General features: G+C 60.6%; 19 protein-coding genes. 10 read left to right on the top strand and 9 right to left on the bottom strand.

The window, feature by feature from the left end; genetic code table 11:
* Window positions 1-60 precede the first annotated feature (60 nt).
* Entirely contained in the window at window positions 61-1,455 is a 1,395-nt protein-coding gene (locus Q4577_RS12450; RefSeq protein ID WP_303469394.1) for an aspartate aminotransferase family protein, read from the bottom strand.
* Between the two features lie 373 nt (window positions 1,456-1,828).
* Here Q4577_RS12450 and Q4577_RS12445 point away from each other — a divergent pair, with 373 nt between their 5' ends.
* From Q4577_RS12445 to Q4577_RS12430, 4 genes are all read left to right on the top strand, one after another.
* A complete protein-coding gene (locus Q4577_RS12445) occupies window positions 1,829-2,839 on the top strand; it encodes an ABC transporter substrate-binding protein (protein ID WP_303469395.1) in 1,011 nt (336 codons plus the stop codon).
* Window positions 2,840-3,000: 161 nt separating this feature from the next.
* Window positions 3,001-3,807 (top strand): taurine ABC transporter ATP-binding protein, encoded by an 807-nt coding sequence (locus Q4577_RS12440; protein ID WP_303469397.1) that lies wholly within the window; start codon window positions 3,001-3,003, stop codon window positions 3,805-3,807.
* Window positions 3,804-5,069 (top strand): ABC transporter permease, encoded by a 1,266-nt coding sequence (locus tag Q4577_RS12435; protein ID WP_303469400.1) that lies wholly within the window; start codon window positions 3,804-3,806, stop codon window positions 5,067-5,069. The genes Q4577_RS12440 and Q4577_RS12435 overlap by 4 nt, the downstream gene beginning before the upstream one ends.
* A gap of 60 nt (window positions 5,070-5,129) precedes the next feature.
* Window positions 5,130-6,320: an HPP family protein gene (locus Q4577_RS12430; RefSeq protein WP_303469402.1), complete on the top strand. Its 1,191-nt coding sequence runs from the start codon at window positions 5,130-5,132 to the stop codon at window positions 6,318-6,320.
* 117 nt (window positions 6,321-6,437) lie between these two features.
* Here Q4577_RS12430 and Q4577_RS12425 read toward each other — a convergent pair whose 3' ends face one another.
* Entirely contained in the window at window positions 6,438-6,890 is a 453-nt protein-coding gene (locus tag Q4577_RS12425; protein WP_303469404.1) for an SH3 domain-containing protein, read from the bottom strand.
* Window positions 6,891-7,065: 175 nt separating this feature from the next.
* Here Q4577_RS12425 and Q4577_RS12420 point away from each other — a divergent pair, with 175 nt between their 5' ends.
* The 3 genes from Q4577_RS12420 to Q4577_RS12410 all read left to right on the top strand — a co-directional run bounded on the left by Q4577_RS12420 (window position 7,066) and on the right by Q4577_RS12410 (window position 9,865).
* A complete protein-coding gene (locus tag Q4577_RS12420; protein WP_244688791.1) occupies window positions 7,066-8,052 on the top strand; it encodes a D-glycerate dehydrogenase in 987 nt (328 codons plus the stop codon).
* A gap of 159 nt (window positions 8,053-8,211) precedes the next feature.
* Window positions 8,212-9,150: a DUF4339 domain-containing protein gene (locus Q4577_RS12415; protein WP_303469407.1), complete on the top strand. Its 939-nt coding sequence runs from the start codon at window positions 8,212-8,214 to the stop codon at window positions 9,148-9,150.
* A 133-nt stretch (window positions 9,151-9,283) separates the two neighbouring features.
* A complete protein-coding gene (locus tag Q4577_RS12410; protein ID WP_303469409.1) occupies window positions 9,284-9,865 on the top strand; it encodes a hypothetical protein in 582 nt (193 codons plus the stop codon).
* 124 nt (window positions 9,866-9,989) lie between these two features.
* Here the strand turns inward: Q4577_RS12410 and Q4577_RS12405 are convergent, their stop codons facing one another.
* Together Q4577_RS12405 and Q4577_RS12400 are read right to left on the bottom strand one after the other, a co-directional pair.
* Entirely contained in the window at window positions 9,990-11,573 is a 1,584-nt protein-coding gene (locus tag Q4577_RS12405; protein ID WP_303469410.1) for a 2-isopropylmalate synthase, read from the bottom strand.
* A 444-nt stretch (window positions 11,574-12,017) separates the two neighbouring features.
* Window positions 12,018-13,490, bottom strand: a complete 1,473-nt coding sequence (locus Q4577_RS12400; RefSeq protein ID WP_303469411.1) for an MORN repeat-containing protein — start codon at window positions 13,488-13,490, stop codon at window positions 12,018-12,020.
* Window positions 13,491-13,716: 226 nt separating this feature from the next.
* On the opposite strand from Q4577_RS12400, the gene Q4577_RS12395 reads away from it, so the two are divergent.
* Window positions 13,717-15,375, top strand: coding sequence for an NAD+ synthase (locus Q4577_RS12395; RefSeq protein WP_244688797.1), 1,659 nt, complete (start codon window positions 13,717-13,719; stop codon window positions 15,373-15,375).
* An 85-nt stretch (window positions 15,376-15,460) separates the two neighbouring features.
* Here the strand turns inward: Q4577_RS12395 and Q4577_RS12390 are convergent, their stop codons facing one another.
* From Q4577_RS12390 to Q4577_RS12380, 3 genes are all read right to left on the bottom strand, one after another.
* Complete coding sequence (locus Q4577_RS12390) at window positions 15,461-16,144, bottom strand: SGNH/GDSL hydrolase family protein (RefSeq protein WP_303469413.1); 684 nt, start codon at window positions 16,142-16,144, stop codon at window positions 15,461-15,463.
* A 25-nt stretch (window positions 16,145-16,169) separates the two neighbouring features.
* The gene (locus Q4577_RS12385) at window positions 16,170-16,496 is read right to left on the bottom strand and encodes a metallopeptidase family protein (protein WP_303469548.1); all 327 of its coding nucleotides are present in this window, start codon (window positions 16,494-16,496) and stop codon (window positions 16,170-16,172) included.
* A gap of 127 nt (window positions 16,497-16,623) precedes the next feature.
* Entirely contained in the window at window positions 16,624-17,559 is a 936-nt protein-coding gene (locus tag Q4577_RS12380) for an MBL fold metallo-hydrolase (RefSeq protein ID WP_303469414.1), read from the bottom strand.
* Between the two features lie 152 nt (window positions 17,560-17,711).
* Here Q4577_RS12380 and Q4577_RS12375 point away from each other — a divergent pair, with 152 nt between their 5' ends.
* Together Q4577_RS12375 and gltX are read left to right on the top strand one after the other, a co-directional pair.
* Window positions 17,712-18,146 carry a DUF1801 domain-containing protein gene (locus tag Q4577_RS12375; RefSeq protein ID WP_303469415.1) on the top strand — a complete coding sequence of 145 codons (435 nt, stop codon included), beginning with the start codon at window positions 17,712-17,714 and terminating at the stop codon, window positions 18,144-18,146.
* A gap of 169 nt (window positions 18,147-18,315) precedes the next feature.
* A complete protein-coding gene (gene gltX / locus Q4577_RS12370; protein WP_303469416.1) occupies window positions 18,316-19,641 on the top strand; it encodes a glutamate--tRNA ligase in 1,326 nt (441 codons plus the stop codon).
* A gap of 41 nt (window positions 19,642-19,682) precedes the next feature.
* On the opposite strand, the gene Q4577_RS12365 is transcribed toward gltX, so the two are convergent.
* Both Q4577_RS12365 and Q4577_RS12360 read right to left on the bottom strand, forming a co-directional pair.
* Window positions 19,683-20,873: a DUF2254 domain-containing protein gene (locus tag Q4577_RS12365; protein WP_303469417.1), complete on the bottom strand. Its 1,191-nt coding sequence runs from the start codon at window positions 20,871-20,873 to the stop codon at window positions 19,683-19,685.
* Window positions 20,870-21,442, bottom strand: a complete 573-nt coding sequence (locus Q4577_RS12360; RefSeq protein ID WP_303469418.1) for a gamma-glutamylcyclotransferase family protein — start codon at window positions 21,440-21,442, stop codon at window positions 20,870-20,872. The genes Q4577_RS12365 and Q4577_RS12360 overlap by 4 nt, the downstream gene beginning before the upstream one ends.
* Window positions 21,443-21,538: the final 96 nt, after the last annotated feature.

The raw sequence follows: 21,538 nt of genomic DNA, 5'->3' as shown, positions 1-21,538 counted from the left end.
CAGCCCCCCAGACCCCCCGGGATATTTACGGTCAGATGAAATTCACGACCGTGGATGGTTTCAGCCAGCGAAGACCCGGCCAAGTGCGCCATCGACCGCTGTGACAATCTCGTCGATATTGTCCTTGTTGGCGATCAGGGCCGGGCTGAAGCAGAGCGTGTTGTTGTAGCCGGGCACCGACCGGTTGGTGGCGCCGATGATCACGCCCTGGCGGCCACAATCCGCGACCACGGCCTGTACCTGTGCTTCGGCCACCGGGGTTTTGTCTTCGCGGTTTTGAACCAGTTCCGCGCCGAGGAACAGACCCTTGCCGCGCACATTCCCGATGACGGGATGCCGGTCCGACAGATCGGCCAGCGCATCCAGCATGTAGTTGCCCATTGCGGTGGTGTTTTCCAACAGGTTTTCTTCTTCGATGATTGCCAGGTTTTCCAGCGCCGCCGCCGGGCCGGCAGTGCAGCCGCCAAAGGTGGAAATGTCGCGGAAATAGTTCAGCGGATCCGCTGGGGTGTCCTTGAACTGGTCAAACACGTCATCGCGGGTCACCAGGCAGGCGATGGCGGCATAGCCCGAGGCCACGCCCTTGGCCATGGTCACGAAATCCGGCTCTACGCCATAATGCTGGTAGCCGAACCAGGCGCCGGTACGGCCCACGCCGCAGACGACCTCGTCGATGTGCAACAGGATGTCGTATTTGCGGCAAATCTCCTGCACTTTTTGCCAGTAGCCTTCGGGGGGCGTGATCACGCCGCCGCCGGCGGTCACCGGTTCCAGGCACAATGCGCCAACCGTGTCGGGGCCTTCGCGCAATATCGTGGCTTCGATTTGCTCTGCCGCCCAGACGCCATAGTTTTCGACGGGTGCGCCGTCCTGTTCATGGCGGCGATATTCCATGCAATGGGGCACACGGACGAAACCGGGGGTGAAGGGGCCGTATTGCGCACCACGCTCGTCCTGGCCACCAGCCGACAGGCAGGCGATGGTCGTGCCGTGATAGTCGCGGTCGCGGTAGAGGATCTTGTGTTTCTTGCCGCCGTATTTCTTGTGCGCGATCTGGCGCACCATCTTGAACGCCTTTTCGTTCGCTTCGGACCCGGAGTTGCAATAATAAACGCGGGACATGCCCGGCATTTTGGCCAACAGCTCCTCGGCGAAGCGGGACCCGGGCACAGAGCCGGCCGACCCGGCGAAATAGTTCAGCTTGATCAGCTGATCACGCACCGCATTGGCAATCCGTTCCCGGCCATAGCCGACATTGACCGTCCAGACACCGCCCGAGACCGCGTCAAGGAATTTGGTGCCGTTTTGATCCCAAACATGCATGCCGCGGCCTTCGATGATGATCCGCGGGTCGGTGGTTTCCAGCGATTTGTGCTGGGTCAGATGGTGCCAGATATGGGCCTTGTCCGCCGCAATCACCTGGCTGATGTCATTTTCACTGAATGTGCCGTCCATTGCGCCACCTTTTAACTTGTTTGAAAGACCGAGGGCGGCGCACCCAAGGGCCGCCGCGTTACGTCACACAAGCCGTAATATGCGGCAATGGATAGGGCCAAAACCCGCTCTCTCGTAAGTCCAGTTTTGGGTGGTGGATTTATTTCTACAATTTGGTGGAATGATAAGGTGTTGATAACAGGAAGGAAGTGATCGTTTAATTGACGGGCGGCAATTTATCCTTTGGGTCTGGGTAAAATATTTTCGTTGATCGGTCACAGGAATTCCGGTCGGATTGAAATTGCGCATGTGGCCAACCCCATGCGTGGCCGGATCTGCCTTGGCCAAGAAAGAAAAGCCGCAAATGCGGCGGGACCAACACGGGGAAGACAATATGAAACAGATGCACAAGATCCTGAGCTCGGTCGCCGGTCTGGCGCTGGTGGCCTCGGCGCAGGCCGGTTTGGCCGCGAGCCATGGCGGAGAGATCACTGTCGGCTACTTCCTGGAATGGCCGATGCCGTTTCAATATGCCAAACAGATGGGCACCTATGACGATGCGCTGGGCATGACCGTGAACTGGGTCAGCTTTGACACCGGCACCGCGATGTCGGCGGCGATGGCGTCGGGGGATGTCCAATTGTCGGTCAGCCAGGGGTTGCCGCCGTTTGTGGTGGCCACGTCGGCCGGTCAGGATCTTCAGATCCTGGATATTGCGGTCAGCTATTCCGACAATGACAATTGCGTGGTGCGCGAGGATCTGGAAATCGACAAGATGTCGGCCGGCGAGCTGGCGGGCAAGAAAGTGGCCGTGCCGCTTGGCACTGCGGCGCATTTCGGCTTCTTGAAGCAGATGAACCATTTCGGCGTCGATATTGCCAGCATGGATGTGGTTGACATGGCGCCGCCAGATGGCGCGGCGGCGATTGCCCAGGGCGCGGTGGATATGGCCTGTGGTTGGGGTGGATCGCTGTTGCGGATGAAAGAGCACGGCAATGTGCTGCTGACCGGCCCGGAAAAAGAGGCGCTTGGCATTCTGGTGTTTGACGCCACCACGGGGCCGGCCTCCTGGATTGCGGAAAATTCTGATACGGTTGCGGCCTTCCTGAAGGTGACGGCAGATGCCAATGCCATGTGGGCGGATGAAGCCAATCACGCCGAAATGCTGCCGATGATTGCCAAGGATGCCGGGATGGAGGAAGAGGCGGCGATGAATTCGCTGTCGACCTTTGTGTTCCCGCCGCTTGCCGATCAATTGGGCGAGAAATGGCTGGGCGGCGGTGTGCAGACCTTCATGAAGGGCGTGGCCGATGTCTTTGTTGCGGCGGGGGCGATTGACGCCGCGCTTGGGTCCTATGATGCGGCCGTGAATGCCGGGCCGATCACCGCTGCGGGTGAAATGTAAACAAATCTCGCGCCGTTCCTTACGACGGTGCAGCAATGCATCGCGAAAAGGCCCGCAAGGGCCAAGGAGCGGCGCGTTTGCATGACAGTCAAGCGCCAGACATCTGCGGCGCATTTGGCTGTCCTGTACAACACGCAGAAACCGAGCGGAAAAGGCGGGCCATGTCGGGATTGTTGATCGAAAATTTGTCCATGCGGTTTGACCTGCCCAATGGTGGGCATGTTCAGGCGCTACAGGATGTGTCGCTGGATCTGGCGGCGGGGGAATTGCTGTCGGTCCTGGGGCCATCTGGCTGTGGCAAGACCACGCTGTTGAATATCGTCGCGGGATTTCTGGCCCCGACGGATGGGCAAATCACCCTGAACGGACATGCGGTCATCGGGCCGGATGCCGAACGGGGCATGGTGTTCCAGCAGGGCGCATTGTTCGAATGGATGTCGGTGCGCGAAAACGTCAGTTTCGGTCCCCGGATGAAGGGCCAGCGCGAACAGGAATATGGCCAGGCGGTTGATCATCTTCTCGATATTGTCGGGCTGCAGGATTTCAAGGAAAAGGCGATTTACGAACTGTCGGGGGGCATGCAGCAGCGGGTTGCGCTGGCGCGCTGTCTGGCCAATGACCCGGATGTCATCTTGATGGACGAGCCGCTGGGCGCGCTGGATGCGCTGACCCGCGAGAAGATGCAGTCGCTGGTGCTGAAACTGTGGAAAGAGACCGGCAAGACGATCATCCTGATCACCCATTCGGTGGAAGAGGCGCTGTTGCTGGGGGAACGTCTTTTGGTGATGGCGCCACGGCCGGGGAGAATTCACCGCGAATATCGGCTGCCCTTTGCTGATCTTGGGGTGGGGCAGGACCTGCGCGAGGTCAAGAAACATCCCGAATTCGCAACACGGCGCGAGGAAATTTTGGGCATGATCTGGGATATGGAAGAGGAAATCATGGGCCGATCGGAGGCAGATCAATGATTATCCTGCTGATTTACATCGCTATTTTCGTTGGCGCATTCTTTCTTGTGCGGCTGATCGTTGACCAGACGGCGAATGGGTATACCGCGCGCAAGACGGTGACATTTGGCGATGAAAGCGCTGTCACCTCGAACCGGATTGCCAGCGTGATTTCGGTTCTGGCGATCTTTGTGCTGTGGGGGGCTTTTACCGGCTCGGCCCTGCTGCCGGGGTTCCTGCATGCGCCCGGCCCATTCGAAGGGCTGGCCAAAATGGAATATACCGCCAGCGCCGATGACGGCAGCACGGATGACGCGACAATCACCGTGCTCGTGCATCGTCTGGGCGCGGATGATACCCTGCCTGAAATCGACCCGGGCGAGGGGTGGGCCAAAGATGATGCCTTTGCCATTGGGGCCTGGCGGTCGGGATTGATGCGGGTGGACCGCAATGACGAAAAAGGCCGAGATGTCGGGCATCAGGTGATTGCCGTCAATGGCACACCGATTGCGCCGGGCGGTCAGGTTCAGACCGAATTTGGCCGGGTTGGCATGTCGCCCAAAGGCACGCTGAATTTCGAACCTACCAAAGGTTGGCAGATGGAGCCGATCTGGTTGCCATCGCCAGAGGCGGTGATGGCCCGTTTGAAAGACATTGCCAGCGAGGGGTATCGTGGATCGACCCTGTGGCAACATCTTGGGTTTTCCTTGTTTCGTGTGGTTGTCGGTTTTGCGCTTGGGGCTTTGGTGGGCATTCCGCTTGGCTATGCCATGGGGCTGTCAGGCTGGTTCCGGGGCTGGTTCGATCCGATTGTCGAATTCATGCGACCTGTGCCGCCATTGGCGTTGATCCCTCTGGTGATTATCTGGGCCGGGATTGGCGAGGCGGGCAAGATCATCCTGTTGTTCCTCGCCGCGCTCTGGATCATGGCAATCGCCGCACGGGCCGGGGTGTCGGGGGTAAACATCACCAAGGTCCACGCGGCCTATTCCCTTGGGGCCAGCAAGTTTCAGATCATGCGCTATGTGATTGTGCCAAATTCCCTGCCGGAAATCTTCACCGGTGCGCGGGTGGCGATGGGGGTCTGCTGGGGGACGGTGGTCGCCGCCGAACTGGTGGCGGCGGAAAAGGGCGCAGGCATGATGATCATGGTCGCCTCCAAGTTTCAGTTGACCGATATTGTGATCATGGGGATCATTCTGATTGGCATCATCGGCTTTGGCATCGACATGTTGATGCGCCGGGCCGAACGGGTTCTGGTGCCGTGGAAAGGGCGCTCCTGACCGGATTTTCCGCAATCCCGCCGTGGTGCTTGCTTTGATTTTGGGCTAGATGCCCGAAATATGAGTGATAAGAAGACAGATTCTGCTGCAAAGCCGTTTCGCCGATGGCCTGTTCTTTTGCGGGCGTTTGGGCCCGCCGCCGCCGGTGCACCACCGGCCGAGGCCATCAGAGCCGGGCTTGGGGCTTTGGTTGGTCTGGCTTTGGTCGGGCTGCTGACGCTGACGCCCTGGGTCGATCAGACGCTGGGCTTTTATCTGATTGCGCCTTTCGCGGCCAGTTCGGTTCTGTTGTTTGCCGTGCCCAACAGCCCGCTGGCCCAGCCCTGGCCGGCGGTCGTCGGCAATGTCATCGCGGCGGTGGTCGGGGTGGCGGTCTGTCTGCTGGTGACAGAGCCGGTGTTGCGGGTCGCGGTGGCGGTTGGCCTTGCCATCACCTTCATGAGCCTCTGTCGCGCCGTGCATCCCCCGGCGGGGGCGGTGGCGATGACCGCCGCACTGAACCCGGACATGATGGCGGAGCAGGGTTTTTTCTTTGCGCTGGTTCCGGTGGCCTTTGGCAGTGTTGTTCTGGTGGTGATTGCCATGGTCTACGCTAGGGCGACCGGGCGCCATTACCCGCTGCGTCAATTTGACGGCCCCAAGGACCACGGCACCGCGGAGCCGGACCCGGTTGCGCGGCTTGGTCTGAGCGAGGCGGAACTGTCAGAGATCCTGGAACAATATCGCCAGACCCTGAATCTGGGGATCGAGGATCTGGCGCGGTTGATTGGCGCGGCAGAGGTGCGGGCCGCCGGGCATCGGACCGGGCCGTTGACGGTGTCGGATATCATGTCCCGTCAATTGGTCACGGTCGCACCGGACACGCGATTGGGCGAGATTGCCGATCTGTTCCGCCAGCACCGTTTCACGGTTTTGCCGGTGGTCGAGACGGAAAACCGGTTTCTGGGGGTGATCTTTCAAAGCCACCTGATTGACCGCGCACGGGATGACGCGCTGCGGCTGGAACGCGGTTTTGCGGCGGCCATGGCGCGGCTGTTGGACAATGATCGTGACCGCCCAGCGCGTGCACGTGACATCATGGGGGTGGCCGGTCCCAGAGTGACGCAACATGCGCCAATTGCGGCGGTGGTGCCGATGATGGCGGCAAGTGATTGTGATGCGGTGCCCGTGCTGGATCATGGGCGCATCATCGGCATTGTGACACGCACCGATCTGGTGGCGGCCCTCGCCCGCGAAAGCCTGACGCGCTAGACCGGGGTTCCAAAAGCCGACGGGCAAAGCCGCATTGAAACCGCTGTGCATCCGCCGTGAAACCCCCGTGGGACTTACGGCATACAGCTGGATCAGCCGGCGCCGTTCACCGTGGATCTATTCGCGGATCTCATCCGGCGACACGCCCCAAAGCGCGGTCTTTTGCGCCCAGCCCTTGTAGCCACCAGAGGTCAGCCTGCACCATTCGAGGTTGCAATCGCCAAGACGGGCGATCACGCCGCGTTCCAATCGCGCAGCCACCGGCGCACCGGCATCGGCACGTGAATGCAATTCCAGATAATCGTTTTCGACGATAACCGTGCGTGACCCCGACAGCAGCGCATAATGCACCCAACCGCCAGCGCCTTCGCGGTCGCGCACCCGGCGCCAGTGGCCATATTCGGCGGTCACCTCAAGCGGCATGTCGCGGCGTTTGAACACCCAATCAATCCGATGGCTGAGCGAGGGGCCGCGCCGCACATTGCCCTCGTTGGCCTTCAGCGACACGAATCTCGGCAGGGGAAGGTTGGTGACGGGTCCACGCTCTTCTGCGGCGGATGCGATTCCCATCCAGAGACTCAAAAAAATGGCACCTAATGCGCCTTTTCGCCCGATCCGCGACACCATGTCTTACCCTTGCTCTGCCTGCCAATGGTTTATTCGCCGCGGGGTTCTTGTGCCTCCGCGTGCTCTGCGGCAGTGTGCCAGCAGTTTGACCCGAATGAAAAGAAGGAGCCGGGAGCATATGCCATCAAAACGTCTGAGTGTTGTCGTTACGCGACGCTTGCCCGAGGTGGTAGAGACCCGGATGAAGGAATTGTTCGACGTCTCGCTGCGCGATGACGACACGCCAATGACCCGACAGGAACTTGCCGCTGCGATGCAAGAGGCTGATGTGCTGGTTCCGACCCTGTCGGACACGATTGATTCCGGTTTGATTTCCGGGGCGGGCGAGCGGTTGAAGCTGATTGCCAATTATGGCGCTGGCGTCGATCACGTTGATGTTGAAACCGCACGGCAACGTGGGGTTCTGGTGTCGAACACACCGGGGGTCTCGTCCGAAGATACCGCCGACATGACCATGTCGCTGCTGCTTGCCGTGACCCGGCGCATTCCCGAGGGGCTGGCGCTGATGCAAACCGGTGGTTGGCAGGGCTGGTCGCCGACGGCAATGTTGGGGGGCCGCGTGGGTGGCCGCCGTCTTGGGATTCTGGGCATGGGCCGCATCGGTCAGGCCGTGGCACGCCGCGCCTTGGCCTTTGGCATGCAGGTGCATTATCACAACCGCCGCCGATTGCGCCCCGAGGTCGAGGAGGCGCTGAACGCCACCTATTGGGAAAGCCTGGACCAGATGGTCGCGCGCATGGACGTGATTTCGGTCAATTGCCCGCATACCCCGTCGACATTCCATCTGATGAACGCCCGGCGGCTGAAGCTGATGAAGCCGGACGCGGTGATCGTCAACACCTCGCGCGGCGAGGTGATCGACGAAAACGCCATGGCGCGGATGTTGAAAGCCGGTGACATCGCCGGGGCAGGGCTGGATGTTTACGAACATGGTGCGGCGGTGAACCCGGATCTGCGTGCCTTGGCCAATGTCGTGTTGCTGCCGCATATGGCCTCGGCGACGTTGGAAGGCCGGATCGAAATGGGGGAAAAGGTCTTGTTGAATATCAAGACCTTTGCCGATGGTCACCGCCCGCCGGATCAGGTCGTGCCCTCGATGCTCTGAACGGACCTGCGTCCCCGATTGCGGGGCGCATCCCGTTGGACCGGGGCAATCCGTCAGTAGCGCGGGATTCTGACAATTGTGGTCCCGACCGCGATTCTTTTCGGAGCTTTGGCGAGGCTCTGTTACCCTTTGGTCATTCTGATCAAAGGAGTTCCCGAGATGAGTCTTCGAAATTTGGGCCTTTGGGCCGCAATTGTTGTCACCGGTGTCGGGGTTGGGCTGGTTGCCCCGCTGTCTGGCATGTCCGCGTCGGCGCAGGTGGCGTTTGTCACCCCGGGATTGTTCAATGTGCTGGGCGAAGGCGCAAAACCCGCCGAGGGCGAGACGCCAAAGCCGCCGATTTCCATCGCGCCGAAACCACCCGTCACCGGCAATGACACGCCGGCCAGTGAAAATCCGGCCAACGAAAGCCCGGCCAACGAAAATCCAGCCAGTGATGACACCCCGGTCAAGGTTGTGACCCCGCCACCGCCGCCCAAAACAGATCCGCCCAAAAACGTGACACCACCGCCGCCGCCGCCAGAGGTGGTGCTGGCCTATTTCATTGCAGAGGGGGGCGGATCGACCGGACCTTTCAACGCCAAGGAGCTGGCGCAGAAGGTTGCAAGCGGTGCTTTGACCGGCGACACCTATGTCTGGACCGAAGGCATGGCGGATTGGAAACGCGCCAGGGATGTGCCCGAGCTGCGCGAAATTCTGGCCGCCGCCCCGCCGCCCGAAACGCCGGGTTTTGACGCGGTCGCCTATCTCAGCGGCACGTGGGAATCCGATCCCGAAGCACTGGAAATCCCCGGTGTTCAGACCGCCCGTATTCAGGGCACGGTGCAATACCGGCGCGACAAAACCTATGAAGGGTTCGGAACGCTCAACATGGTGTCCCAGGGCTTTGCCAGCACGTTGAATTTTACCGTCACCGGCACCTATTCCACCCAGAACGAGACCGAAACCGGCTTTGTGCTGACGCTGGATGGCAAGGCGACCTATTTCATGGACACCGGCCCGTTTGTCGAAGTCATCAATGGCGCCTTTCCGATCCAGATTGTTGATCAGAACACGATTACCAATCAAAAAGGCACGCGGTCGCGGCGCATTCGATAGCACGGCGTTTGGGCAATTTGGCCAATGCGCAACAGACCGCGCAGGGCAGGGTGCCCAATCCCGGGCGACGGGTCGACAGCAGGGGCGAAAAGGCTAAAAGTCTTGTGATACTGTTCTTTTACGAGGCTTTGATATGGCGCATTCGACCCGCCGCAGGTTTCTGACGACACTGGCCGCGTCTGGCGTGGCCGCAAGTGGTCTGGCCGGATGTTCCGGCGGCGTGCCGGGCGAGGTGCGCCCCGGAACAGAGGTCGAGGTCATGCAGTTGACCCAGGTGATCCAGGCGCTTGGGCACTACGTCAATCCGGCCGAAGCCTATCTTGCCGCCAGTCTGGCCTATTCCGAAACCTATCGTCTTGCCCTCGCTTACGAGATCGAGGATCCGCCGTTGACCCATAACAGCAAGGTCAATCTTGGCATCAAGCCGCGTGGGCTTTGTTATCATTGGGCGGACGATCTGGAGCGGCGTCTGAAACAGGAGCGGTTTCAAACGCTGGCCTTGCACCGCGCGGTGGCCAATTGGGACAATATCCGCCTGGAACATAGCACAGTGATCATAAGCCAACGGGGCGATGACATGTATTCCGGCATCGTGCTGGACCCATGGCGCAAGGGCGGCAGCCTGACCTGGGTCGCGACGCTGGACGACGCGCGCTATCGCTGGACCCCCCGGGCAGAGGTCTGGCGCATTCGGCGGCAACAAGCGGCGCGTTGAACGGCCTATACGCTGATTTCATCTGCTGAAACCAATGCGGAAACGAACACGGGCCGGAACATGATGTCCGGCCCGCCGAAATTTTCAGAGCATGCCCGCAATGCGCCATGCAGAGCGCATTCCGTTACATTTCCTTGTAACTGATTTCGCGCGCATCGGCACCGGGGCCTACCTTTTCACGGCGCACCAGAAGCCGGTTCAACGCCTGGACATAGGCCTTGACCGAGGCGACAACCGTGTCGGTATCCGCCGACCGACCGGTGGCAATCATGCCGTCCTCTTCCAGACGCACAGAGACCGTCGCCTGGGCATCGGTGCCTTCGGTGACCGCATGCACCTGATACAATTGCAGTTTCGCGGTGTTGGGGTGCAATTTGCGCACCGCCCGGAACGAGGCGTCGACCGGGCCATCGCCATGACATGTGGCCGAGGTTTCGGCGCCGTCGATTTCCATTTCCAACGTGGCCTCTGCCGGGCCGCCGGTCCCACAGACCACTTTGAGGTTGATCAATTCCAGCCGGTCGGAATCACCGTCGGTGGTGGCCGAAACCAAGGCAAGAACGTCGTCGTCGAACACCTCTTTCTTCCGGTCGGCCAATTCCTTGAAGCGTACAAAGACATCCTTCAACTGGTTGTCGCCCACTTCGACACCCAGATCCTTCAGCTTGGCGCGCAAGGCCGCCCGGCCGGAGTGTTTGCCCAGCGGCAAAGAGGTGCCAGAGAGGCCAACATCCTCGGGCCGCATGATTTCAAAGGTTTCGGCATTTTTCAACATGCCGTCCTGGTGAATGCCGCTTTCATGGGCAAAGGCGTTCTTGCCGACAATCGCCTTGTTGAACTGAACGTTGAAGCCGGACACCGTCGCGACCCGCCGCGAGATATGCATGATCTTGCGGGTGTCGATGCCGGTGGAAAACGGCATGATGTCGTTGCGGACCTTCATCGCCATGACAACTTCTTCCAGCGCGGTGTTGCCGGCCCGTTCGCCCAAGCCATTGATCGTGCATTCGATTTGCCGCGCACCGGCCTCGACCGCGGCCAGGGAATTGGCCGTCGCCATGCCAAGGTCATTGTGGCAATGGGTGGCAAAAATCACATCGTCCGCCCCCGGTACGGTTTCGATCAACCGTTTGATCAGATCCGAGGATTCGCGGGGCGCGGTATAGCCGACCGTGTCGGGGATATTGATCGTGGTGGCCCCGGCCTTGATCGCGATTTCAATCACCCGGCAGAGGTAATCCCATTCTGTGCGCGTTGCATCCATCGGCGACCATTGCACATTGTCGCAAAGATTGCGGGCATGGGTGACCGTTTCGTGAATGCGGTCGGCCATTTCATCCATTGTGAGGTTGGGAATGGCGCGGTGCAGCGGCGAGGTGCCGATAAAGGTGTGAATGCGCGGCTGGGCGGCCTTTTTGACCGCCTCGAAGCAGCGGTCAATGTCCGGCATTTGCGCGCGGGCAAGGCCACAAATGACCGCATTCCGGGATCGCTGGGCGATCTCCGACACCGCGCGAAAATCGCCTTCGGATGCGATGGGAAATCCGGCTTCGATAATGTCGACGCCCATGTCGTCCAGCAGCTCGGCAATTTCGAGCTTTTCATCATGGGTCATGGTCGCGCCGGGGCTTTGTTCGCCATCGCGCAGGGTCGTGTCGAAAATCAACACACGGTTTTTATCCGCAGGTGTTTTGTCAGTCTGGGTCATTGTATCAGTCTCTTGAAGTGGTTCTCCGGGGTTCAGACGCGAACATGCCTCCTCTGAGCGGTCGCGCCGAAGGCACGCTCAGAGGCGACTTAGGAGAAGCAGCAGGCCAAGCGACAGCGCCGTGCGGGCAGCACGGATCGGGGTCGCAATATGGGCCAAAATCAACATGTCGGCGACTATACCGGGATGGCCGCGAATGAAAAGCGCCTTTTTGGGCCTGTGCCGGGAAAGTTTCCCGCCCCGCGGCGACAGTATGCGTGCCCGGTCTTTGGGACCAAACCGGGTGCTGCTGGGATAAGTTGGAAGGAAAAGTCGTAAGGAGGAAGGGGGCCGGCCCCCTCGGCCTGCGGCCTCACCCCCGGGATATTTTTGGTCAGATGAAGCCCGCGCGGTCTCGTCGACAGGTTCGATCGGTTGATGGAGGCGGTGCGGATATTTGGGGGGTTATTCAGCGGGTTGCGCGTCTTCGGGTTCCGTTTCGCCATCGTCGTCGGCGGCTTCGGGCGCTGCGGTGGATTGCATCAATGCGCCATTCTTCCATTCGCCGGTGGCCTCTTGGCCGGCAGCATAGCGCATGGTGCCTTCGCCCTGGCGTTTTCCGGCCACGAAGGTGCCTTCGTAGACATCGCCGTTGGCATATGTCGCCACACCCTGGCCGCTGATTTCGCCATTCGCCCAATCACCGATGTATTTGAACCCGTCCGGCATGGAAATCTCGCCTTCGCCATGGCGTTGGCCGTCGCGGAAGGTGCCGGTGTAGATCGTGCCATCTGCATAGGTTGCGGTGCCTTTGCCGTGGCGGCGCCCGCGTTCCCATTCGCCTTCATAGCGATAACCGTCGGCATAGGTCATCACGCCAAAGCCATGGTTTCGGGCATTGGTAAAGCCGCCTTCGTAGACCAACCCATTGGGATAGGTCGCGCGGCCTTCGCCGTCGATCACGCCATCGACCCAATTGCCTTCGTAGGTCGAGCCGTCGGGGTAGGTGATATTGCCGATGCCATGGGCCAGGTCATCGCGGAATTCGCCGACATAGATGGATCCATCGGGGTAGGTCACCGTGCCGACGCCCTGGATCTTGCCGTTTTCCCAGTCACCTTCGTAGCGATAACCATCGTCGCCGGTGAACACACCTTTGCCATTGCGTTGGTCGTTGCGGAACGTGCCTTCGTAGATGTCGCCATTGGCATAGGTCACAAGGCCCTGGCCCTCGCGACGGCCTTCGACCAATTCGCCTTCGTAGACGTCGCCATTGGGCTGCATCAGCTTGCCGGTGCCGGATATCTGGCCATTGCGCCACAGGCCTTCGTAGATCAGGCCATCGGTCATCACCAGTTTGCCCTGGCCATCCCGCGTGCCTTCGGCGACGCGCCCGTCATAGACCGATCCATCCGGATAGGTGATTGTGGCATGGCCATCTTTGACGCCATTGACCCAATCGCCATCATAGACATAGCCGCCGGGGCTGGTCATTGCGCCGCGCCCATGGTGCATCGCATTGCGGAACGCGCCTTCGTAGCGCACGCCATTGGCATAGATCGCCACGCCCTGGCCGGTGATTTCCCCGTCGTCCCAGGTGCCCTCATAGGTGCCGCCGTCGGTAAAGGTGATCTTGCCGATGCCATGTGGCTTGCCCTTGGCAAATTCGCCTTCATAGACCGATCCATTGGGAAAACGCGCAACGCCGATGCCCTTGATCTCGCCCTTGTCCCATTGACCGGAATATTCATAGCCATTGGGGAGCCGGTAGCTGCCGTCGCCATGTTGCAACCCGTCCTGGAACGCGCCCTGATAGACGCCGCCATCGTCGTATTGCTTGGTCAGGATCTCGCCGTCCTGGGCCAAGGCCGGACAGCCAAGTGTCAGTGCCAGTGTTGTGGCCAAAGTCGCGCCTGCGATGCGAAAGTTGTGCTTCATTTGGCCGACGTGCCCCCGGAATGGTTTTGCCAAAAGGTAAAGGAGGGCGCGGTCACAGACAATGCCTTTTGATCACAGGTGCTTGTTCTGACGGAATTCGTCATCTGATTGGCGTTGATTTGCCGGGATGCATCACAATCCGGGGGGGATGTTGGCCTGTTCCCCCCTGTTCCCCGGTGTCTGATCTGGTAAGGGAGGGGCAAAGACGCAAGAGGGCATTGCCACCATGGCCGAGACATTCCGCATCACATTGGCACAGCTGAACCCGACCGTGGGCGACATCACCGGAAATGCCGCATTGGCGCGCGATGCCTGGGCACAGGGCAAGGCGGCAGGTGCCGACCTTGTGGCGCTGCCAGAGATGTTCATCACCGGCTATAATGCCCAGGATCTGGTGATGAAACCGGCGTTCCACACCGCTGCGATTGATGCCGTACGGGCCCTGGCGGCGGAATGTGCGGATGGCCCGGCGCTGGCGATCGGCGCGCCCTGGGTTGAGGGGGCGGAGCTTTTCAATGCCTACTTGATTTGCAAGGGCGGCAAGATCGCCTCGGCACAGTTGAAGCATCACCTGCCAAATGAAACGGTGTTTGACGAGGTTCGGATCTTTGACGCCGGGCCGATGGGCGGGCCGTTTTCCGTCGGCAACACCCGGATCGGCAGCCCGATCTGCGAAGATGCCTGGCACGAGGATGTGGCTGAAACATTGGCAGAGACCGGGGCAGAGTTCCTGTTGGTGCCCAATGGATCGCCCTATTACCGGGGCAAGTTCGATGTGCGTCTGACCCATATGGTCAGCCGTGTGGTCGAGACCGGGTTGCCGCTGATCTATCTGAACTTTGTCGGTGGGCAGGACGATCAGGTATTTGATGGCGGGACATTTGGCATCAATCCGCATGGCGAAATCGCGTTTCAAATGCCTGTGTTTGCCGAAGAGATTGCCCATGTGGATCTGGAGCGCGGGGCAGAGGGCTGGCGCATCGTGCCGGGCAAGGTGGTGCATCATCCCGATGAATGGGAGCAGGATTACCATTGCATGGTGCTGGCTTTGCGCGATTACATGCGCAAAACCGGGTTCAAGAAAGTGTTGCTGGGCATGTCGGGCGGGATTGATTCCGCACTTGTGGCGACGATTGCCGCCGATGCGCTGGGGCCAGAGAACGTGCGCTGTGTGATGCTGCCGTCGGAATATACCTCGCAGGGGTCATTGGATGATGCCAAGGATTGCGCCGAGCGGCTGGGATGCCACTATGATTTCGTGCCGATTGCCGAGGGGCGTGCCGCGATCACCAACACGCTGGCCCCGTTGTTTGAGGGCACCGAACCGGGGCTGACCGAAGAAAACATTCAATCCCGGCTGCGCGGGCTGCTGTTGATGGCGATGTCGAACAAGTTCGGCGAGATGCTGCTGACCACCGGCAACAAATCCGAAGTTTCGGTAGGCTATGCCACGATCTATGGCGATATGTCGGGTGGCTATAATCCGATCAAGGATCTCTACAAAACCCGCGTGTTCGAACAATGCCGCTGGCGCAATGCCAACCACCGCGATTGGATGATGGGACCAGAGGGCGAGGTCATTCCGGTGACCATCATCGACAAGCCGCCCTCGGCGGAATTGCGCGATGACCAGAAAGACAGCGATTCCCTGCCGGATTACCCGGAACTGGATGCGATCCTGAATATTCTGGTCGATCTGGATGGGTCGATCGAGGATTGCATCGCGGCCGGCTTTGACCGCGCGACGGCGAAAAAGGTGGAGCACCTGCTCTACATCAGTGAATACAAACGGTTCCAATCCGCACCCGGCACGCGCCTGACAAAGCGCGCCTTCTGGCTGGATCGGCGTTATCCGATTGTGAACCGTTGGCGCGATCCGGGCTAAGGGGCATTGCGCGAAGAATGCCCGCAAGGGCTTGAAGAGCGGCTTATCAAGCTGTCTTGACCCCGCTTCGGGTGGGCCGTTTGGATCAGGGCGTTCGGGTCAGGATTTCCCGCAGAAGGTGCGCGGCGATGCGCGCGCTGCCCTTGGGCGTCGGATGTATGAGATCGCGCGCATAAAGCGACATGTCACGGCGGTCATAAACATCGCCCGCATCGACAAAGCTGACCCAGGATCTGCGGCCCGCGGCAAGTTCCATGCGGGTTTCAAGCGTGGCAAGCGCATCAATGCACGGCGCGAAAGGGCCGCCGCGCACGGACACCGGGAAATAATCCAGCCAGATCACATGCCGACCGCGATGGTACAATAGGTCCAGAAATGCCGGGATCTCGCCGGTCTTTCCATCGGCAGCGACCAATGTGTCCAGCGTGGCGTCACAGGGCGCACAGCCACATTTGCGGGCAAGATCATTGCCACCGCCATTGACCACAATCACATCCCAGGTGCCTGCGGGCAGTTGCGCAGGAATGTCGCGCTGGATCAAACGGCGCAGGCCCGGTGTGTCGGAAAACACCGCCCCCGGACTGGCGCGGCTGGTGGCGGAAAACCCCGGCTGCCGGTCCAGAAGCTGTGGGATGGCGTTGCCGCCGGTCCGGTTCCACGTCAGGATCGAATCCCCCAGAACCAATATGCGTGTCTCCGCGATGGCGAGCCGGGGAAGGGCCGTCAGGCCCAGGCTGACAAGGCCCAATACCATTAACAAACGCAGCATTTCAGGGCCTTTCAGTCGCGAGGGGTCATTCCCACCATCGGTCAACTAAGGCAATGTCATCATCCGACCAGCCAAAATGATGCGCAAGTTCGTGAACCAACACATGTGTGATCAGATCGGCCAGCGCAATATCGCCGCGTGCCCGCCATTCCGACAGGATCGGTTCGCGGAAAAGCCAGATGACATCCGGGCCCATGGGTTGATCAAAGCTGGATTTTTCCGTCAGTGGAATGCCCTCGTACAACCCGGTCAGCTCTTCGCGGGTCTCGATGTTCAGGGCGGCGAGCATTTCTGGTGCCGGCCAATCGGCGATTTGCAGGACAACCGCCGCGGCGGGGCCGGAAAATTCCATTGGCAATGCGTCCAATGCCGCCGCCGCAATGCGGGCAAAATCATTGGCTGAGGGGGCTGCGATGGGGTCGATCACGTTTTCTGCCGCTTGGGTAAGGCGCGCCCGCCAAAACGGCGGGCGCAGTGGGTCACAGCATGAGTTGATATGACATCGGCGTATAGCTATATCCGCTATCGCCCTGATCCACATAGCCAATCGCCGGGAAGGGCATGTGATAGCCGATAAAGGGCAGCTTGTCGGCGGCCATCATCGACAGCAGCGATTTGCGGGTGGCCGCGGCGGCGGATTTGTCCATGTCAAACCGCACTTCCCAATCGGGGTAGGCAAGCGACCAGACATAGTGGTTGGCAAAATCGGCCGCGACGATCAGGTTCTTGCCCGCGCTTTCGATCCGATAGGCCATATGGCCCGGCGTGTGGCCGAAAGCCTCGATTGCTTCAATACCCGAGGTCACAGTCCCGCCACCGCTGAGCATGTCGGTTTGTTCGGCCAGCGGACGCATCTTGGCCTCAAACCCGTCATTGCCGGCACCGGCCCAATGATCGAACTCTGTCACGCCGGTCACGTAGCGGGCATTGGCAAAGGTCGCCGCCCCGCCATCATCACTTAGCCCGCCGATGTGGTCGCCGTGCATATGGGTCAGGACAACAACGTCAATCTGATCCGGGGTGTGACCCGCCGCCGCCAATGCGGCTGTGATCCCTGCGGCATTCAAACCGGTGTCGAACAGCACAAGCTCGGTGCCGGTGTTGACCAGCGTCGGCGTGAAAAAGAATTGCGCGGCGTCGATCGGAATATGGGCCTTTTCGGATGCGGCGGCGAAATCTTCGGCGCTGGCGTTCATGCCAAAGATGGTTTGCGGATCGGGGACGCTGCGCGTGCCGGCCAGAAGCGTCGTGACCTCGAATTCGCCGAGTTTCACGCGGCGAAAATCGACCGCTGCAATGCCCTGTTGCGGGGCGCTGGCGCGTGCGGGCGTTGTTGCCAGCCCGAGAAAGGGCGCAGCAACCCCGGTGGCAACACCTGCAGCAAGCATCTGGCGGCGCGAAAGTAAGTCAGACATGTGGTTTCTCCCAGTTGTCTTTTTATGATCATGGTCTGATCTAATACTGACATGTTCCTGCGTCTTGTGGGCTCACGCCTTCGTGACACTGCGGGCGCGCCGCGTGTTGCGATACTGTGTGAACAACGGGCAACACGGCTTGGAGGGCGGGCATGGGTAAACGTGAAAACAAGACGCAGATCACCGAGGTTGCAGTCGGGGATTTTCTGGCCAGCGTGCAGCCGGAGCGCAAAGCCATCGAAGCGGCGCAGCTGGATCAGCTGTTTCGCGCGGTGACCGGGTTCCAGCCGCGTATGTGGGGGCCGTCGATTATTGGCTACGGCCAGTATCACTATCGCTATGCATCCGGGCGCGAAGGCGACACGCTGGCCACCGGATTTTCGCCACGCGCGGCGCGGTTCTCGATCTATATCATGCCGGGATATACCGATTTCGGCGGTATTCTGGCGCGCCTGGGCAAACACAAGATCGGAAAATCCTGTCTTTATGTGAACAAGCTGGCGGATATTGATCTCGATGTCTTGGCAGAGCTGATCCGCGCCGGGCTTGAAGATCTGGCACAACACTGGCCGGTCACGGCGACCTGACGGGCCCGGTGGCGCGGCATGAGGCCCCGGGTCAGGCCCGGGGCCGCGCCAGAGTCTTATCCGCGTCGCGCCGGAGCCATATCAGGGATGCATCGCGGGCCGCATCGGGGCGCGGTACTGGACAAAGCGCGTGGTTCATGGGAAAGCCTGCGGCAACAGGAGACCCCCCATGACCACCACCCGTTTCGCCCCATCGCCCACCGGTTACATCCATATCGGCAACCTTCGCACCGCGCTGTTCAATTTCCTGATCGCGCGCAAATCTGGCGGCTCGTTCATCCTGCGGATTGACGACACCGACCCGGAGCGGTCGAAAGAAGAATATGTCGATGCAATCAAACAGGATCTGGAATGGTTGGGCCTGCATTGGGACCGGGTCGAACGTCAATCGGATCGGTTGGAGCAATACAATGCCGCCGCTGACAAGCTACGCGAGATTGGCCGGTTCTATGAGGCGTTCGAAACCCCGACCGAGCTGGATCTGAAGCGCAAGAAGCAACTGAATATGGGCAAGCCGCCGGTCTATGATCGTACGGCATTGAACCTGTCCGAAGATGAAATTGCCGCGCTCCGCGCCGAGCGGGGGCAGGGCGTGTGGCGCTTCAAGCTCGATCAGGAACGGATCGAATGGGCGGACGGTATCCTGGGCGATATTTCGATTGATGCCGCCAGCGTGTCGGACCCGGTGTTGATCCGCCAGGATGGCCAGTTGCTTTATACGCTGGCGTCGGTTGTTGACGATATGGAGATGGGCGTGAGCCATGTGGTGCGCGGGTCGGACCATGTGACCAACACCGCAACCCAGATCCAGATCATTCGCGCGCTGGGCGGCACGCCGCCAGAGTTTGCACATCACTCGTTGTTGACCGGACCGCAGGGCGAGGCTTTGTCGAAACGTCTTGGCACGCTGTCCTTGCGCGATCTGCGCGCCAATGGGGTTGAACCCATGGCGGTGCTGAGCCTGATGGCGCGGCTGGGGTCGTCGGAGCCGGTCGAACTGCGCACCGAAATGGCGGAATTGATCGAAGGTTTTGATCTGTCGAAATTCGGCTCTGCGCCGACCAAGTTCGATGAACAGGATCTGTATCCGCTGACCGGGCGCTATTTGCAGACGTTGACCGTGTCGCAAGTGGCAGATGATATTGCGGCGCTGGGCGTGCCTGCGGATCTGGCGGAACGGTTCTGGACCGTGACGCGGGAAAACATTTCGACCAAGGGTGACCTGGCCGGATGGTGGGCGATGTTCCGCGACGGGGCGGAGCCGGTGATTGACGCCGAGGATGCGGATTTCGTGGCCGAGGCGCTGGCATTGTTGCCCGAAGGTCCGTTTGATGGCGATACCTGGGGCAGCTGGACCGCGGCGGTCAAATCCGCCACCGGGCGCAAGGGCCGTGGGTTGTTCATGCCGTTGCGCAAGGCGCTGACCGGCATGGAACGTGGGCCCGACATGTCGGATGTGATGCCATTGCTGCAAGTGGTCAAGGCGCGGGGCTGACCGCTTTACACCACCTTTAGGGGCCGGCGGCTTGCTGTCCCCTAGCTCTGGTTCAGTGTCTTTTGCATGTCCTGCGCCGCTGCGGCCATCTGGGTATTGGGATGGTCGGCCAGCGCGGCCAGCGCCCCGTGCAGCCGTGCCATGACATCTGGATCTTTGGCGCCATCGCGGGCAATCGCGGCAAAGGCGGCGGACAAAAGGGTCGTGACCGCCACCGGCGCGATGGAGACACGGGGGAAGGTTGCCTTGTGGTCCTTTTCCGCGTTTGGCGGCACTGGCAATTCTTCCCACAGCAGGCGTTGCAACCGACCAATGACCTCGACCGCGGTGCCCGGATCGTTCACACCGGGCGACAGCGCGCGCTGGGCGGTTTCGGCCAGAATGACCAGACCAAGCGCCGGATCCTGATCAAAGCTGCGCACATCGCCGATTTCGAAACAGCGGGCCGCCGTTTTCAGCACGCGGTCATCGCCCATGTTGGCCATCCCCAGCGGGGTGTCGCGCAGGACAAAATCACCGGGCGCGCAGCCGATGTGAATATCGCTGGCCGCCTCCTGGGCCAGCTGGTTCAGCTTTGCCATGTCGATAAAGCGGATGTAGCCGGATTTTCGCGCCACAAACGCCCGCGCACTCACGGGGAGAATGTCGTCATCGGTGGCGGCCCGCGCGCCAAGACAGGGGCGGCGCGCCCGATTGCGCAGGGTTTCCCGCGCTTGCGCCTCGATGATTTGTAGGGTGTGATCCATGCTGCCCAGATGGGACAGATGGTCGATCCAACGCAGGATCGCCAGCACGATCAGGACCACAACCACGATGGTGAAGCCAAACACCACAACCGCCGCGTCGTCGGAATAAACCTGGGCATGAAACAGGATCACCGCGCTCAGCGAATAGACAAATCCGCCAACAAAGGTCGCCAGCACGCTTTGGGTTGTCGTGTCTTCCAGCAACAGCCGATAGGCCCTTGGCGTCGCCATCGAAGACGCGGCGCGATAGGCCGACACCATGACATTCAGCGAAAAGGTGGTGACGGCCAACATGCCGGAGGCCAGGATTGTCAGCACCGGCAGGATCGCATCACGGCCGAGTTGATATTTGATCCCTTCCGGGATGAGTGGCGTCAGCAGCGGTGCAAATGCCAGCGACAGCAGGGAACAGAGCGACAGCAGGACCACCCGGACCCAAAGCCGGGTCCAGATCCGCCGTGCCAGAACGAGGACCCAGGAGATCAAGCCAGACTCATCAGGATACGCGCGCCGACATCTGTCAGCAGATCGTTGAAGCGGCTGCGGTCTTCGGCGTCGATCGGTTGGTGGCGGGGATACCGCGGGGCGTCGCGGTCATCCAGAATTGGCGCGTGCCAGCCATCCGTCGTGGCAATGAAGCCGGTCACCCCTTCCCAGCCATAGCGGTGCAAATAACCTTGGAACACACAGTCCAGATAGGACATCAAAATCGGATGCGCCGTGGTGGGCGGCGCGTGCCGGTTCGCCGGAATCGCATAGATCGCAATATCCAGCGCAGGATCAAGGCTGTGCTCCACCTGATCGCTGGCGGGCACCCGGTCATAGGCGCCTTCGCGCAGATCAAGCGCCGCCCAATCGGCACCGGGCACTGCGGCAATCACCCCGTCGATGGTGGATTGCGCATCTGGCACAACCGTAAGGAAGGACACAGGCCGCAGGTCTGTCTGTCGCCATGCCCGCCGCCAGCCACGGGCACGCGCGGCGTGAATGTCGGTGAAATCATGTGTCGCGCTGTTCACCAGCGAACCATAGCCAAAGAAATAGGGATCCATCATGGGGGCAAATGTGACGGCTCGTCCGGGGAAGTCAAACCCCTGATGGCGCAAAGATTGTGCACCACGGGCAATCTTGTGCCGTCCGGGGCATGTCAA

Source organism: Marinovum sp. 2_MG-2023, from assembly GCF_030548265.1.
Classification (GTDB): Bacteria; Pseudomonadota; Alphaproteobacteria; order Rhodobacterales; family Rhodobacteraceae; genus Marinovum.
Note: the sequence above shows the minus strand (reverse complement) of the source record. Positions and strands in the feature narration are given on the sequence as shown.

Coding starts and splice junctions, on each gene's coding strand:
- Q4577_RS12450 (WP_303469394.1), bottom strand. CDS start 1,455: ATGGACGGCACATTCAGTGAAAATGACATCAGCCAGGTGATTGCGGCG.
- Q4577_RS12445 (WP_303469395.1), top strand. CDS start 1,829: ATGAAACAGATGCACAAGATCCTGAGCTCGGTCGCCGGTCTGGCGCTG.
- Q4577_RS12440 (WP_303469397.1), top strand. CDS start 3,001: ATGTCGGGATTGTTGATCGAAAATTTGTCCATGCGGTTTGACCTGCCC.
- Q4577_RS12435 (WP_303469400.1), top strand. CDS start 3,804: ATGATTATCCTGCTGATTTACATCGCTATTTTCGTTGGCGCATTCTTT.
- Q4577_RS12430 (WP_303469402.1), top strand. CDS start 5,130: ATGAGTGATAAGAAGACAGATTCTGCTGCAAAGCCGTTTCGCCGATGG.
- Q4577_RS12425 (WP_303469404.1), bottom strand. CDS start 6,890: ATGGGAATCGCATCCGCCGCAGAAGAGCGTGGACCCGTCACCAACCTT.
- Q4577_RS12420 (WP_244688791.1), top strand. CDS start 7,066: ATGCCATCAAAACGTCTGAGTGTTGTCGTTACGCGACGCTTGCCCGAG.
- Q4577_RS12415 (WP_303469407.1), top strand. CDS start 8,212: ATGAGTCTTCGAAATTTGGGCCTTTGGGCCGCAATTGTTGTCACCGGT.
- Q4577_RS12410 (WP_303469409.1), top strand. CDS start 9,284: ATGGCGCATTCGACCCGCCGCAGGTTTCTGACGACACTGGCCGCGTCT.
- Q4577_RS12405 (WP_303469410.1), bottom strand. CDS start 11,573: ATGACCCAGACTGACAAAACACCTGCGGATAAAAACCGTGTGTTGATT.
- Q4577_RS12400 (WP_303469411.1), bottom strand. CDS start 13,490: ATGAAGCACAACTTTCGCATCGCAGGCGCGACTTTGGCCACAACACTG.
- Q4577_RS12395 (WP_244688797.1), top strand. CDS start 13,717: ATGGCCGAGACATTCCGCATCACATTGGCACAGCTGAACCCGACCGTG.
- Q4577_RS12390 (WP_303469413.1), bottom strand. CDS start 16,144: ATGCTGCGTTTGTTAATGGTATTGGGCCTTGTCAGCCTGGGCCTGACG.
- Q4577_RS12385 (WP_303469548.1), bottom strand. CDS start 16,496: ATGGAATTTTCCGGCCCCGCCGCGGCGGTTGTCCTGCAAATCGCCGAT.
- Q4577_RS12380 (WP_303469414.1), bottom strand. CDS start 17,559: ATGTCTGACTTACTTTCGCGCCGCCAGATGCTTGCTGCAGGTGTTGCC.
- Q4577_RS12375 (WP_303469415.1), top strand. CDS start 17,712: ATGGGTAAACGTGAAAACAAGACGCAGATCACCGAGGTTGCAGTCGGG.
- gltX (WP_303469416.1), top strand. CDS start 18,316: ATGACCACCACCCGTTTCGCCCCATCGCCCACCGGTTACATCCATATC.
- Q4577_RS12360 (WP_303469418.1), bottom strand. CDS start 21,442: ATGATGGATCCCTATTTCTTTGGCTATGGTTCGCTGGTGAACAGCGCG.